The sequence below is a fragment of the Asanoa siamensis genome (assembly GCF_016862555.1).
Classification (GTDB): Bacteria; Actinomycetota; Actinomycetes; order Mycobacteriales; family Micromonosporaceae; genus Asanoa; species Asanoa siamensis.
On sequence record NZ_BONE01000095.1, the window covers coordinates 16,251 to 29,027 of the forward strand.

The following is a 12,777-nucleotide window of genomic DNA, read 5'->3' on the forward strand; positions in this document are numbered from 1 at the left end:
AATGGTTGTACGAGCCGTGTTCAACGCGGCGACGGCTAGGCGTATGCCGTGTTCATGACCACGCTGAGTGAGGGCGGCTATGTCCCGATCTGGCCCGCTACCACCCGGTACGTGGGCCTCAAGATCATGTGGTCGCGGTCACAGTCGTCACTGTGACGGGGGAAACTTTGCCGATCGCTGGGCAGCAAAAAACCGCCCATCGCGTCAGCGACGGGCGGTCAGGCGGACAATACCCTGGGTATAGGGCTCGCTACTCAGCCGTAAATTGAGGCGACCTGTAGCTGGATGTCCACTCCGCGCTCCTTGAAGAACGGGATCGGGTCGGTGGATTCCCCGTTGACCTGGGTCTCGATGCAGAGCTGCGACCCGTACGCGTGGCCGGTGCTGCCGACCAGGCCGATCATGTCGCCGGCCTTGACCTCCTGGCCCTTCTTGACCAGAACCTGCCGGGCGTGACCGTAGATGATCTCGGTGCCGTCGCCGTGGTCGACGATCACGGCCATCCCGTATCCACCGATCCAGCCGGCTTCCTTGACGACGCCGTCGTGCACCGAGGCGAACGGGGTGCCCTCGGGGGCGACCAGGTCGATCCCGGCGTGCAGCTGCTTGCCCTGCATGCCGTAGGGGTTCGTGAAGGTGTAGCCGGAGAGCGGGAGCTGCCAGACGTCGGGCGAGTCGGCGAGCGTGGTCTCCAGCTTGTCGGCGCGCTCGTTGGAGCGGGAGGCCTTGTCGGCCTGCTGCGCGCGCTCCTGGAGGGCGTTGTCAACGTGCAGGTCGGCCAGGACCTGGGGGTCGACGGCTTTGGCGTCCGGCATCGCGCTCGCGCCGAGGGCGACCACACCGGCACCGACGAAAGCTCCGGTGACGGCGATCGCGTAGCGACTGCGGGGCGGGGTAGGGACGCGTCGCCGACCGCGATAGCGGTCCTTCTCAGACGACAAGCGCTGGCGCACGCACACCCTCCGTTGTCGGAACAATGAGGCGGACGCGGCGCTTGCTCACGGGGGGTGAACGCCGGTGATCCGCAGTGCCATTCCGGGGGGAATCGGTTTGGCAGCCGTGGACACGGTAGCCAACCCTTAAGCGACTCTCAAGCTGGACGAGTGTTTCGCGGACATTAAGTCCGACCGCCCGCCACGGAATGCCTGAATTCGTAACCTTTTGTGGGGAGCCTCGTTAATAGCTCTCCGTCACATAGAGCATTACGTATTGTCACGTGGCGCGCCGGACCCGGTGTCGCCCTTAAGGGTTCCCGAGGGTTACCGTTCGTTCAGGCAGCGAAGCCCAGTGGAGGACGGACCGATGAGCGTACGTGTGCGGGTTGTGGTGGCCAAGCCCGGCCTGGACGGGCACGACCGCGGCGCCAAGATCGTGGCGCGGGCGTTGCGTGACGCGGGCATGGAGGTCGTCTACACCGGCCTGCACCAGACGCCCGAGCAGATCGTCGAGACCGCCATCCAGGAGGACGCCGACGCGGTCGGCCTGTCCGTCCTGTCGGGCGCGCACATGACGCTGTTCAAGCGCGTACTCGAACTGCTCGAATCCCGCGGCGCCGGCGACATCGTCGTGTTCGGCGGGGGCATCATTCCCGAAGCGGACATTCCCGAATTGCAGCGAATGGGCGTGGCGAAGATCTTCACGCCGGGCGCACCCACGCAGACCATCGTCGACTGGGTCCGGGAAAACGTCGCTCAGCCCGTGGCCTGAAAGCCGGAAAGCCGGAAAAGCCGAAAAGGCCTGGTCAAAGGCAAAAGATCGCGAAAAAAGGGGAGAGGCCGGACGCACCCCTCACACGCCCGGCCTCTCTATGCACGATGCCCCGCCGCCACCCCTCGACCGACAGGGCATCGGCCGTCTTCGCCGGCTTTGTCGCTTGCTTGCCGACACTCAAGTCAACGACGCCCTTATCCGGCGGTTACGCGCCATCTCAGAAATTTCCGGGAAGCCCGACCCTGTGGAGTGCCGCACACCCGTGACCCGGCCGGGTTGCCGACTGGGCGGCCGTGGATAGGCTCCCCTCAAACACCAGAATGGGCGCGGCGCAAGGGTGCGTCGCGGAGACGAGGACGGGACGCGTAGACGTGGACCTGTACGAGTACCAGGGGCGCGATCTCTTCGAGCGACACGGGCTCCCCGTGCTCGCCGGTGGTGTCGCCGAGACCCCGGAGGAGGCCCGCGCGATCGCCGAGCGCCTCGGTGGCCGCGTGGTCGTGAAGGCCCAGGTCAAGGTTGGCGGCCGCGGCAAGGCCGGCGGCGTCAAGCTGGCCGACGGGCCCGAGGAGACGGTGGCCCGGGCGACCGACATCCTCGGCATGGACATCAAGGGCCACACGGTCCACAAGGTGATGCTCGCCGAGACGGCCGACATCGCGGAGGAATACTACTTCTCCTACCTGCTCGACCGCGCGAACCGCACCTTCCTGTGCATCGCGAGCGTGGCCGGCGGCATGGACATCGAGCAGGTCGCGGCCGAGACGCCGGACCGGGTCGCCAAGGTCGCCATCGACGCCAACAAGGGCGTCGACGTCGCGGTGGCCAAGGAGATCGTCGCCAAGGCGCAGTTCCCGGCCGAGGTCGCCGACGAGATCATCGAGATCGCGATCAAGTTGTGGCGGGCGTTCGTCGCCGAGGACGCCACGCTGGTCGAGGTCAACCCCCTCGCCAAGGTGTCCAGCGGGCGCGTGCTCTGCCTCGACGCCAAGATCACGCTCGACGAGAACGCGGGCTTCCGGCACCCCGACCACGAGGCGCTGGTCGACCAGTCCGCGGTCGACCCGCTGGAGCGGGCCGCCAAGGAGAAGGACCTCAACTACGTCAAGCTCGACGGCGAGGTCGGCATCATCGGCAACGGCGCGGGCCTGGTCATGTCGACGCTCGACGTGGTCGCGTACGCGGGCGAGGCGCACGGCGGCGTCAAGCCGGCCAACTTCCTCGACATCGGCGGCGGCGCGAGCGCGGCCGTGATGGCCAACGGCCTCGAGATCGTGCTCTCGGACCCGAGCGTCAAGAGCGTGTTCGTCAACGTCTTCGGCGGCATCACCGCCTGCGACGAGGTCGCCAACGGCATCATCCAGGCGCTGGCGCTGCTCGAGCAGCGCGGCGAGGCGGTCACCAAGCCGCTGGTCGTCCGGCTGGACGGCAACAACGCCGAGGCCGGTCGGGCCATCCTCGACGGCGCGGCGAACCCCCTCGTCGAGCGGGTGGACACGATGGACGGTGCGGCGCAGCGTGCCGCCGAGCTCGCGGCTGCGGGGGTCTGACAATGGCAATCTGGCTGACCAAGGACTCGAAGGTCATCGTCCAGGGGATGACCGGCTCCGAGGGTTCCAAGCACACCCGCCGGATGCTCGCCGCCGGCACCCACGTCGTCGGTGGCGTCAACCCGCGTAAGGCGGGTCAGACCGTCGACTTCGACGGCACCGCGCTGCCGGTGTTCGCGTCGGTCGCCGACGCGATGAAGGAGACCGGCGCCGACGTGTCGGTCATTTTCGTGCCGCCGCAGTTCACCAAGGCCGCCGTGGTCGAGGCGATCGACGCCGAGATCCCGCTGGCCGTGGTGATCACCGAGGGCGTGCCGGTGCACGACACCGCCGCGTTCTGGGCCTACAACATCGAGAAGGGCGAGCGCACCCGGATCATCGGGCCGAACTGCCCGGGCATCGCCTCGCCGGGCGCGTCGAACGCGGGCATCATCCCCGCCGACATCACGCCCGCCGGCCGCATCGGCCTGGTCAGCAAGAGCGGCACGCTGACCTACCAGCTCATGTACGAGCTGCGCGACATCGGCTTCTCGACGAGCGTCGGCATCGGCGGCGACCCGGTGATCGGCACGACCCACATCGACGCGCTGGCCGCGTTCCAGGACGACCCCGACACCGACGCGATCGTGATGATCGGCGAGATCGGCGGCGACGCCGAGGAGCGGGCGGCGGCGTTCATCAAGGAGCACGTGACCAAGCCGGTCGTCGCTTACATCGCGGGCTTCACCGCGCCCCCCGGCAAGACCATGGGGCACGCGGGCGCGATCATCTCGGGTTCGGCCGGCACGGCCGACGCCAAGAAGGTGGCGCTCGAGGCGGCCGGCGTCCGCGTGGGCAAGACGCCCAGCGAGACCGCCCGGCTGATGCGGGACATCATCCAGAACCGATAACGGCTTCGACGGTACGGGGGACGGCGCGCCGCGTCGTCCCCCGTAGTGTCAGGCCGCGGTGGCGTCGGAAGCCCACCCACCGGCGGTTGCCCGGGCTCTCCATGCCGACTGTCAGTCCAGGCATCGGAAAGTCGAGGCATCGGCAGATCTCAGTGGTAATACACGCCGGGGTACTGCCGGGTGAAGTTGAGGACCAGGCTCGCCACGATGTTGATCACGCTGAGCGCGATCGCCAGCCAGCCGAGCAGCTGTGATTTGCCGTTCCGGCGGGCGTCCCGCAGCGACAGGATGCCGAAGATGATGCCGAGGACGCCGCAGCAGATCAGGCCGACGACGATGCCGAGCACGCCCCAGAGCGTCGTGTGGTCCTGCCGGCCCCAGCCGGATCCGCGCCCGAACGGATAGCGCCCACCGGGCCCGCCCGGCCCACCCGGTCCGCCGCCACCCGGCCCCGGGTAGCCCGGCGGCGGGTACCCGGGCGGCGGCTCCTGCCCCGGCGGATAACCGCCCGGTGGCGGATAGCCGGTCGGCGGCCCGTACCCCGGCGGTTCCTGCCCAGGCGGCCCGTACCCCGGGGGCGGTTCCTGGCCGGGTGGCGGCGACGGATAGCCGGCGTCCTGGTGGGGATAGTTGTCCGGCGCGGGCGGGAACGCCCCCGGCGGATCCGGGTGCGCGCCGGGCGTCACCGGACCACCGGGCGGGTACGACGGTCCGGTCGGCGTGCCCGGCGGACCCCAGGCGGGATCGGGCGCGGGGCCGGCACCACCACCGGGCGGCGGCGGGCCGGCGGCACGGTGCGGCTCGTCCGGATCCTGCTCGCGGGGCGGATATTCGGCGGTCATGCGGCGCCTCCCGGTCGTCGGACCGATTACACGGTTCGCCGTATGTTATCCGGTATTTTACGAAGCTTGTCCGCTTTGCCGCTTGACGCGATGATCGAGGTCCGTGGTGTCGCGCGAGCCCGGTGGTGCCGGCGTGAAAAAGTAGTCGGCGATGCGCAGTCCGAACCCCGACGACCGACGGGACCCGCCGACGGGCCCCATCCCCGGCATGGGCTCGGACGAGCAGGCGATCGGTTTCGACCTCCCGCGCCACGACGACCCACCGCTTGTCCCGGCACATGACCCGCAGCCGGCACCCACGGACACCGAGCGCGACAGCGCCGAGCGGCTGACCGAGCCCGACAGCGCGGAGCGGCTGACCGAGCGGATCGACGTCGCCAACCGGCCCACCGAGCGCATCGACGTCGCCAACCGGCCGACCGTCCGGTTGCCCCGCCAGCGCACCCCGGCGCCGGGCGGCCGCGCGCCGCTGCTGATCGCCGGCGCGGTCGCCGCCCTGTTCGCCGCCGCGTTCTCGTTCCTGCCGGTGGCCGTCGCGCTCACCCTGGCCCAGCTCAGCGAGGGCGTCAGCGCGCTCGGCGGGGCCGCCCGGGCCGGGCTGGCCGGCTGGCTGCTCGCGCACGGCGTGCCGCTGGGCACCTCGCTCGGCCCGCTGGGCCTGCCGCCGCTCGCGGTCGCGGCGTTCGCCGCCTGGCGGGTCAGCCGCGCCGGCGTGCACACCAGCCGGGCGTACGGCATCGCGCAGCGCGGCACACCCCTGCAGGCGGCCACCGTCGCCACCACCGTCGGGTTCGGCTACGGCGTGGTCGGCACCGCCGCCGCGCTGCTGGCCGACAAGCCCGGGCTCGAGGTCTCCGCGCTGCGGGCGTTCATCCACCTGTTCGTCTTCGGCACGCTGGCCGCCCTGGTGGGCGCGCTGCGGGTCACCGGCGCCCTGCGGGTCATGGCCGTGCGCATGCCGCCGGTGCTGCGCGACGGGATCCGGACCGGTGTGGTCGGCGCGGTGCTGGTGCTGGGCAGCGGGGCGGCGATGGCCGGGCTGTCGGTCGCGCTGCGCGCCGGCGACGCGGCGGACGTGCTCGGTGCCTACAACACCGGCGTGGCCGGCCAGGTCGGGATCACGCTGATCTGCCTCGCGTACGCGCCGAACGCCGCGATCTGGGCCACGGCGTACCTGCTCGGTCCGGGGTTCGCGGTGGGTGTCGACACCGTCGTCCGGACCACCGAGGTCGACGTCGGGACGCTGCTCCCGCTGCCCCTGGCCGCCGGCATCCCGCAGGGCCCGGTCGGTGGGCTGGGCGCGCTGTTGCTGGCGGTGCCACTGGTGGCCGGGATGGTCGCGGGCTGGCTGCTGGCCCGGCGGGTGCTGCGGCTGCGCGCGGGCGACGCGTACGGCCGGCATCGTTCGTGGGGTTCGCTGGTCGGTGCCGCCGCGCTCGGCGGCCCGATCGCGGGGGTGCTGCTCGGGCTGGCGGCCCAGGTCTCCCGCGGGTCGGTCGGTGGGCCGCGGCTGGCCGAGATGGGCCCGGTGGCCTGGCAGGTCGCGCTCGCGGGCGCGATCGTCGTGACGCTCGGCGCCACCGTGGGCGCCGCGGCCACCCGGGCCCTCGCCGGCCCGTGAGGCCGGGCGCGGCGAGGACCGTCGATCGGATCAGGCGCCGGGCGTCGGCAGGTCGATGACGCTGAAGACGACGCCGAGCAGCAGCGACAGCACGGCCAGGGCGGTGCCGACGATGCCGCAGATGAAGCCCGCGTGGGCCTGACCGCGGTTGTTGGCCAGCCCCTGCGCGGCCTTCTGCTTGCCCAGGTGGCTGAGCACGACACCGGCGATGCCGGTCGCGAGGCCGAGGGGCCAGCAGCACACCAGCGGGATCGACGCGATGCCGACGATCAGCGCCGCGAGGCCGAGCGCGTTGTTCTGCGGCTGGGCCGGCTGGCCGTAGCCTTGCGGCGGATATGGGTTGGTCACAGGAATGTCCCTCCAGGCTCGTTAGCCTGCCGATGTTCCTGGAAGATCATCACTGCGTCAAGACCGGTCGCGAGGGGTGAAAGACCAGGCCGGTATCGTCTGTCTACGTGCCCGCGTCCGCTCGCCTCGTGGTTCTGATCTCCGGCTCCGGCAGCAACCTGGCGGCCCTGCTCGAGGCTTGTGCCGACCCCGGTTACGGCGCGACGGTGGTGGCCGTCGGTGCCGACCGTGACGGCATCGCCGGTCTCGACCGGGCGACCGCGGCGGGGCTGCCGACGTTCGTCGAACGGGTGAAGGACCACCCCTCCCGGGAGGCCTGGGACGCCGCGTTGACCCAGCACGTCGCCGAGCACAAGCCCGACCTGGTCATCTCGGCCGGCTTCCTCAAGCTGGTGGGCGACCGCTTCCTCGCCGCGTTCGGCGACCGCTATCTCAACACGCACAACGCGCTGCTGCCGGCGTTCCCGGGCATCCACGGCCCGCGGGACGCGCTCGCCTACGGGGTGAAGCTGGCCGGCGCGACGCTGTTCTTCGTCGACGCGGGTGTCGACACAGGACCGATCGTGGCCCAGACGGCCGTGCCGGTCCTCGACGACGACACCGAGGACACGCTCACCGAGCGGATCAAGGTCGCCGAGCGCCGACAACTCGTCGACACCGTCGGCCGCCTGGTCCGCGAAGGATGGACCATCACCGGAAGGAAGGTCACGATCCCATGAACGACGACGCGCGGCGGCCGCTGCGGCGTGCCCTGGTCAGCGTGTACGACAAGACGGGGCTGACCGAGCTCGCGACCGCCCTGCACGCCGGCGGCGTGGAGATCGTGTCCACCGGCTCGACGGCCGCCGCGATCGCGGCCGCGGGCGTGCCGGTGACCAAGGTGGAGGACCTGACCGGTTTCCCCGAGGTGCTCGACGGCCGGGTCAAGACCCTGCACCCGCGGGTGCACGCGGGCCTGCTCGCCGACACCCGCCTGCCGGCGCACGAGCAGCAGCTCGCCGACCTCGACATCGCGCCGTTCGAGCTGCTGGTGTCCAACCTGTACCCGTTCCGGGAGACGGTCGCCTCGGGCGCGTCGGTCGACGAGTGCGTCGAGCAGATCGACATCGGCGGGCCGGCCATGGTCCGCGCGGCCGCCAAGAACCACGCCTCGGTCGCCGTCGTGACCTCGCCGGCGGCGTACCCGATGGTGCTCGCCGCCCTTTCCGGCGGTGGCTTCACCCTGGCGGAGCGGCGCGCGCTGGCGGCGCGGGCGTTCGCCGACATCGCCGACTACGACGTGGCGGTCGCGGACTTCTTCGCGACCACGGTGGCGCCCGCCGATTGGCCGACCTTCGCGGGGCTCACGCTGCGGGTCGAGACCCCGCTGCGGTACGGCGAGAACCCGCACCAGCAGGCCGCGCTCTACACCAATCCGGCGGCGCCGGCGGGCCTGGCCCAGGCCGAACAGCTGCACGGCAAGGAGATGTCCTACAACAACTACGTCGACGCGGACGCGGCCTGGCGCTCGGCCCACGACTTCGACGCACCGGCCGTGGCGATCATCAAGCACGCCAACCCGTGCGGCATCGCGGTCGGCGACGACGTGGCCGAGGCGCACCGCAAGGCGCACGCCTGCGACCCGGTCTCCGCGTTCGGCGGCGTGATCGCCGTCAACCGCGAGGTCACCGTCGAGATGGCCGAGCAGGTCGCGGAGGTCTTCACCGAGGTGCTGGTCGCGCCGGCCTTCGCCGACGCCGCGCTGGACATCCTGAGCCGCAAGAAGAGCATCCGGCTGCTGAAGGCGCCGGCGTTCGCGCCGCTGCCGGCCGAGTGGCGCCCGATCACCGGCGGCGTGCTGGTGCAGATGCGCGACGCGATCGACGCGCCCGGCGACGACCCGGCGGCCTGGCGGCTCGCGGCCGGCGCGGCGGTCCCCGACGACGTGCTTGCCGACCTGGCGTTCGCCTGGCGGGCCGTGCGGTCCGTGAAGTCCAACGCGATCCTGCTGGCCCGCGACGGCGCCTCGGTGGGCGTCGGCATGGGCCAGGTCAACCGCGTCGACTCGGCCCGGCTCGCGGTGTCCCGGGCGGGCGCCGACCGCGCGGCCGGCGCGGTGGCGGCCTCGGACGCGTTCTTCCCGTTCGCCGACGGCTTCCAGATCCTGGCCGACGCGGGCGTCCGCGCGGTGGTCCAGCCGGGCGGCTCGGTACGCGACGAGGAAGTGATCACGGCGGCGGAACAGGCCGGGGTGACCATGTACTTCACCGGGGCCCGGCACTTTTTCCACTAGGCCACGGTCAGGCGCAGTTCGCCCTTCTCCCCGCTGGCCCGTTCGGCGGTGAAGGTCCAGCAGCCGGGCTTGTCAAAGAGGAACCCGGTGCCGTACTCGGTGCCGGGCCGCTCCCAGGTGCTGCCGTCGTGCTCACTCGGACCCCAGACAAGGGTGGCCGTGCTGCCCTCGGGTCCGGTGGCCCCGACGGTGAAGTCACCGGACCCACCGATCTTCCAGACGATCTTCGACTCGGCCCCGGACACGACGGGGGCGGCCTGCCCCGGGGTCGGGAAGAAGAGCGCCCAGAGCGACCCGGTCCCTTGCATCTCGCCGTTGACCGGCGAGGAGCAGGCGGGCTCGTCCTCGGCGCTCCCGCTGCAACCCGTCGCCAGCAGCACGGCAAGGGCGACCAGGGCGACCCGTGACTTCGTGACCATGCAGAGAAGAGCCGCCGCACCCGCCGCGGGTTCCCGCCGCGGTCAGCGGGAGAGCGCCCGCTCCAACTCGGCCTTGCTCATGCTCGACCGGCCCGCGATGTTGCGCTTCTTCGCCTCGTTGTAGAGCTGTTCCTTCGTGCGGCCCTGCGCGCCGCTGTGTGAGCGCTTGCCGCCGCGGTGGCTCGAGGACACGTCCTTGACTGAGGAGCGGCTCGCCGTGCGCGACTCGCCCGCGCGTGCCCGCTCCTTGTTGACCGTACGCGCGGCGATCTCCTCGGCGCGGCCGGACGATCCGCCGCGCTTCTTGACGCTTTCCTTGATGTGCTTGTACTGGCGCTCGCGCTTGGGGCTCGATCCCGCTGGCATAGCCGCCTCCCTTCAAAGCCTTATGGCAACAGAGTTCCCGGGCCGGGCGGGATCAAACTGACGAGGTGGACCTCGATCGGTGCGGCGACGGCGCCGGCCGCGTCGAGGAAGGGCGCGAGCGCCGCGGGGCAGTCCGCGAGGATCCGGGCGCGGACGTCGGGCGGCACGCTGCCGACGAAAGGCAGCAGTTCGGCACCGAGGAACGTGTCGAGAGAGGCCGACCGGGTCGCCCCCAGCCAGGTGTCGAACCGCTCGACCCGCAGGCCGGCCTCGTCGAACAGGCGGGTGAGCAGGGCCGGTTCGCCGACGGCGAAATAGAGGTCGAACAGGTCCCGCACCGCGGGGCCGGCGTGCCGCGCCACCACGTCCGTCAGTGCGAGATAACCGGGGCTCTCGGCCAGCCGGCCCGGCACCTGGACCACGACCCGCCCGGCGGCGACCCGGCCCATCTCGCGCAGGGCGGCCACGCGGTCCGGGAAGAACATCAGCGCGGCCTGGGAGACGGCGGCGTCGAACGCGTCGTCGACGAAGGGCAGCCGCGCCGCGTCACCTGACACCCAGCGCAGCTCGGGCCGCAGCCGGCGGGCGACGGCGAGCATGGCCTCGTTGCGGTCGATCCCGACCACCGCCGCACCCCGATCGGCGGCCGCCCGCGCGACCACACCGGTGCCACAGGCGATGTCGAGCACCCGCCGGCCGGGACCGACGCTCGCCGCGGCGACTGCCCGCGGTGCCCAGTCGGCGAACAACGCGGGCACCATCGTCGCCTCGTAGTATTCAGCGGCCTCGGCCGACAGCGAGTAACTCATCGTCCGCTCCCAACCGTCAGGTGGCTTCGACGATCGCTCCATAGCTTGCCGCCACCAGGGCCGCCTGGGCCAGGTCGATGCGGACACCCGTCAGGTCGACTTCGTCGAAGCGCACCCCAGCCAGGTCGGCTCCCCGGAGGTCGGCGCCCTTGAGCGCCGCGTGCCGCAGGTGCGCTCCGGCCAGGTCCGCGCCGCGCAGGTCGCAGCCGGTCAGGTCCGCGTCGCTGAAGTCGGCGTCGCGCAGCTTCACGCCGGCCAGCGTGACCCCGGCCAGCTTCGCGCCGCGGGCCACCACGAACGACCAGTCGCCGCCCGACACGGTCAGCGGGCGCAGGTCGCAGTCGGTGAAGGTCGTGCCCGTCAGCTTGCAGTCGTCCAGCCGCGCGTTGAAGAACGGTGATTTGCGGATGGTGCAGCGCAGGAACGCGCAGCGGGTCAGCTCCGCGCTGGACAGCTTGACCATCGACAGGTCGCACTCGATGAACTGGCACCCCGTCAGCACGGCCTCGGTCAGGTCGACGTCGTCGAAGGCGCAGCCTTCGAAGGTCACCCGCTCCACCTCGTCGAGGGCCCAGTCCTCGACCGCGAACCGCTCACCCGTGTACGTCGCTCCCGCGTCCATGGGCCCAGCATGCCAAGAAGCCCACCCGCGCCGGGCGGGTGGGCTTCTTGAAGAAACGATCAGGCGAGCTTGCGCGCCAGGTTCTCGTCGAGCGCGTTCATGAACTCGTCGGTCGTGAGCCACGGGGCGTCACGCGAGATCAGCAGCGCCAGGTCCTTGGTCATCTGGCCGCCCTCGACGGTCTCGATGCAGACCCGCTCGAGCTGGTTGGCGAAGTCGGTGACCGCCGGCGTGTTGTCGACCTTGCCCCGGTGGGCGAGGCCGCGGGTCCAGGCGAAGATCGACGCGATCGGGTTCGTCGACGTCTTCTCGCCCTTCTGCCACTGCCGGTAGTGCCGGGTGACGGTGCCGTGCGCGGCCTCGGCCTCGACGGTCTTGCCGTCCGGGGTCATCAGCACCGAGGTCATCAGGCCGAGCGAGCCGAAGCCCTGCGCGACCGTGTCGGACTGCACGTCACCGTCGTAGTTCTTGGCGGCCCACACGAAGCCGCCCTCCCACTTGAGCGCCGCGGCGACCATGTCGTCGATCAGGCGGTGCTCGTAGGTGATCCCGGCGGCCGCGAACTCGTTCTTGAACTCGGCGTCGAAGACCTCCTGGAACAGATCCTTGAAGCGACCGTCGTACGCCTTGAGGATCGTGTTCTTGGTCGACAGGTAGACCGGGTACTTGCGCTCGAGGCCGTAGCGGAACGAGGCCCGGGCGAAGTCGCGGATCGACTCGTCGTAGTTGTACATGCCCATCGCGACGCCGCCGCCGGGGAAGTCCGCGATGTCGAACTCCATCGGCTCCGAGCCGTCGGCCGGGGTGTAGGTGATGGTGACGCGACCCGGGCCGGGGACCACGAAGTCGGTCGCCTTGTACTGGTCGCCGTGGGCGTGACGGCCGATGACGATCGGCTTGGTCCAGCCGGGCACGAGGCGGGGGACGTTGGACATGACGATCGGCTCGCGGAACACGACGCCGCCGAGGATGTTGCGGATCGTGCCGTTCGGCGACCGCCACATCTTCTTCAGGCCGAACTCCTCGACCCGGGCCTCGTCGGGGGTGATCGTGGCGCACTTGACGCCGACACCGTGCCGCTTGATCGCGTTGGCCGCGTCGACCGTCACCTGGTCGTCGGTGGCGTCGCGGTGCTGGATCGACAGGTCGTAGTACTCGAGGTCGACGTCGAGGTACGGCTGGACCAGCTGCTCGCGGATCTGCTTCCAGATGATCCGGGTCATCTCGTCGCCGTCGAGCTCGACGACCGGGTTCGCTACCTTGATCTTGGCCATCGGCCGGGCGCTCCTCTCGGACTTCTCGTTAGCAGTACGAGCGTACTGCAGCCG

At 71.0% G+C, this 12,777-nt stretch carries 13 protein-coding genes and 1 pseudogene; 6 read left to right on the plus strand and 8 right to left on the minus strand.

The window, feature by feature from the left end; translation table 11 throughout:
• Positions 1–254 precede the first annotated feature (254 nt).
• Complete coding sequence (locus Asi02nite_RS35565; RefSeq protein ID WP_203718433.1) at positions 255–953, minus strand: M23 family metallopeptidase; 699 nt, start codon at positions 951–953, stop codon at positions 255–257.
• 349 nt (positions 954–1,302) lie between these two features.
• Here Asi02nite_RS35565 and icmB point away from each other — a divergent pair, with 349 nt between their 5' ends.
• From icmB to sucD, 3 genes are all read left to right on the plus strand, one after another.
• On the plus strand, positions 1,303–1,707 hold the full coding sequence (gene icmB / locus Asi02nite_RS35570) for a coenzyme B12-dependent isobutyryl CoA mutase small subunit (RefSeq protein WP_203718434.1): 405 nt from the start codon (positions 1,303–1,305) through the stop codon (positions 1,705–1,707).
• Positions 1,708–2,081: 374 nt separating this feature from the next.
• Positions 2,082–3,260, plus strand: coding sequence for an ADP-forming succinate--CoA ligase subunit beta (gene sucC / locus Asi02nite_RS35575; RefSeq protein ID WP_203718435.1), 1,179 nt, complete (start codon positions 2,082–2,084; stop codon positions 3,258–3,260).
• A gap of 2 nt (positions 3,261–3,262) precedes the next feature.
• Positions 3,263–4,150, plus strand: a complete 888-nt coding sequence (gene sucD / locus Asi02nite_RS35580) for a succinate--CoA ligase subunit alpha (protein ID WP_203718436.1) — start codon at positions 3,263–3,265, stop codon at positions 4,148–4,150.
• 149 nt (positions 4,151–4,299) lie between these two features.
• Here the strand turns inward: sucD and Asi02nite_RS35585 are convergent.
• Positions 4,300–4,521: pseudogene (locus Asi02nite_RS35585) on the minus strand (DUF4190 domain-containing protein); the annotation flags it as partial.
• A 622-nt stretch (positions 4,522–5,143) separates the two neighbouring features.
• On the opposite strand from Asi02nite_RS35585, the gene Asi02nite_RS35590 reads away from it, so the two are divergent.
• Complete coding sequence (locus Asi02nite_RS35590; RefSeq protein WP_239127485.1) at positions 5,144–6,613, plus strand: cell division protein PerM; 1,470 nt, start codon at positions 5,144–5,146, stop codon at positions 6,611–6,613.
• A gap of 30 nt (positions 6,614–6,643) precedes the next feature.
• On the opposite strand, the gene Asi02nite_RS35595 is transcribed toward Asi02nite_RS35590, so the two are convergent.
• Entirely contained in the window at positions 6,644–6,961 is a 318-nt protein-coding gene (locus Asi02nite_RS35595; RefSeq protein ID WP_239127487.1) for a DUF4190 domain-containing protein, read from the minus strand.
• 107 nt (positions 6,962–7,068) lie between these two features.
• Here Asi02nite_RS35595 and purN point away from each other — a divergent pair, with 107 nt between their 5' ends.
• Both purN and purH read left to right on the plus strand, forming a co-directional pair.
• Entirely contained in the window at positions 7,069–7,680 is a 612-nt protein-coding gene (gene purN / locus Asi02nite_RS35600) for a phosphoribosylglycinamide formyltransferase (protein ID WP_203718437.1), read from the plus strand.
• A complete protein-coding gene (purH, locus tag Asi02nite_RS35605) occupies positions 7,677–9,233 on the plus strand; it encodes a bifunctional phosphoribosylaminoimidazolecarboxamide formyltransferase/IMP cyclohydrolase (protein ID WP_203718438.1) in 1,557 nt (518 codons plus the stop codon). Before purN ends, purH begins: the two co-directional genes overlap by 4 nt.
• On the opposite strand, the gene Asi02nite_RS35610 is transcribed toward purH, so the two are convergent.
• The 5 genes from Asi02nite_RS35610 to Asi02nite_RS35630 are packed head-to-tail and all read right to left on the minus strand — an operon-like array spanning position 9,230 to position 12,723.
• On the minus strand, positions 9,230–9,652 hold the full coding sequence (locus Asi02nite_RS35610; RefSeq protein ID WP_203718439.1) for a hypothetical protein: 423 nt from the start codon (positions 9,650–9,652) through the stop codon (positions 9,230–9,232). The two genes, purH and Asi02nite_RS35610, sit on opposite strands and share 4 nt — an antisense overlap.
• A gap of 42 nt (positions 9,653–9,694) precedes the next feature.
• On the minus strand, positions 9,695–10,018 hold the full coding sequence (locus Asi02nite_RS35615) for a plasmid stabilization protein (RefSeq protein ID WP_203718440.1): 324 nt from the start codon (positions 10,016–10,018) through the stop codon (positions 9,695–9,697).
• Between the two features lie 20 nt (positions 10,019–10,038).
• Positions 10,039–10,827, minus strand: coding sequence for a class I SAM-dependent methyltransferase (locus Asi02nite_RS35620; RefSeq protein ID WP_203718441.1), 789 nt, complete (start codon positions 10,825–10,827; stop codon positions 10,039–10,041).
• A 16-nt stretch (positions 10,828–10,843) separates the two neighbouring features.
• Complete coding sequence (locus tag Asi02nite_RS35625; RefSeq protein ID WP_203718442.1) at positions 10,844–11,449, minus strand: pentapeptide repeat-containing protein; 606 nt, start codon at positions 11,447–11,449, stop codon at positions 10,844–10,846.
• 59 nt (positions 11,450–11,508) lie between these two features.
• Positions 11,509–12,723, minus strand: coding sequence for an NADP-dependent isocitrate dehydrogenase (locus Asi02nite_RS35630; RefSeq protein ID WP_203718443.1), 1,215 nt, complete (start codon positions 12,721–12,723; stop codon positions 11,509–11,511).
• Between the last annotated feature and the right edge of the window lie 54 nt (positions 12,724–12,777).

Coding starts and splice junctions, on each gene's coding strand:
- Asi02nite_RS35625 (WP_203718442.1), bottom strand. CDS start 11,449: ATGGACGCGGGAGCGACGTACACGGGTGAGCGGTTCGCGGTCGAGGAC.
- Asi02nite_RS35630 (WP_203718443.1), bottom strand. CDS start 12,723: ATGGCCAAGATCAAGGTAGCGAACCCGGTCGTCGAGCTCGACGGCGAC.
- sucD (WP_203718436.1), top strand. CDS start 3,263: ATGGCAATCTGGCTGACCAAGGACTCGAAGGTCATCGTCCAGGGGATG.
- purH (WP_203718438.1), top strand. CDS start 7,677: ATGAACGACGACGCGCGGCGGCCGCTGCGGCGTGCCCTGGTCAGCGTG.
- icmB (WP_203718434.1), top strand. CDS start 1,303: ATGAGCGTACGTGTGCGGGTTGTGGTGGCCAAGCCCGGCCTGGACGGG.
- Asi02nite_RS35610 (WP_203718439.1), bottom strand. CDS start 9,652: ATGGTCACGAAGTCACGGGTCGCCCTGGTCGCCCTTGCCGTGCTGCTG.
- Asi02nite_RS35620 (WP_203718441.1), bottom strand. CDS start 10,827: ATGAGTTACTCGCTGTCGGCCGAGGCCGCTGAATACTACGAGGCGACG.
- Asi02nite_RS35615 (WP_203718440.1), bottom strand. CDS start 10,018: ATGCCAGCGGGATCGAGCCCCAAGCGCGAGCGCCAGTACAAGCACATC.
- Asi02nite_RS35590 (WP_239127485.1), top strand. CDS start 5,144: ATGCGCAGTCCGAACCCCGACGACCGACGGGACCCGCCGACGGGCCCC.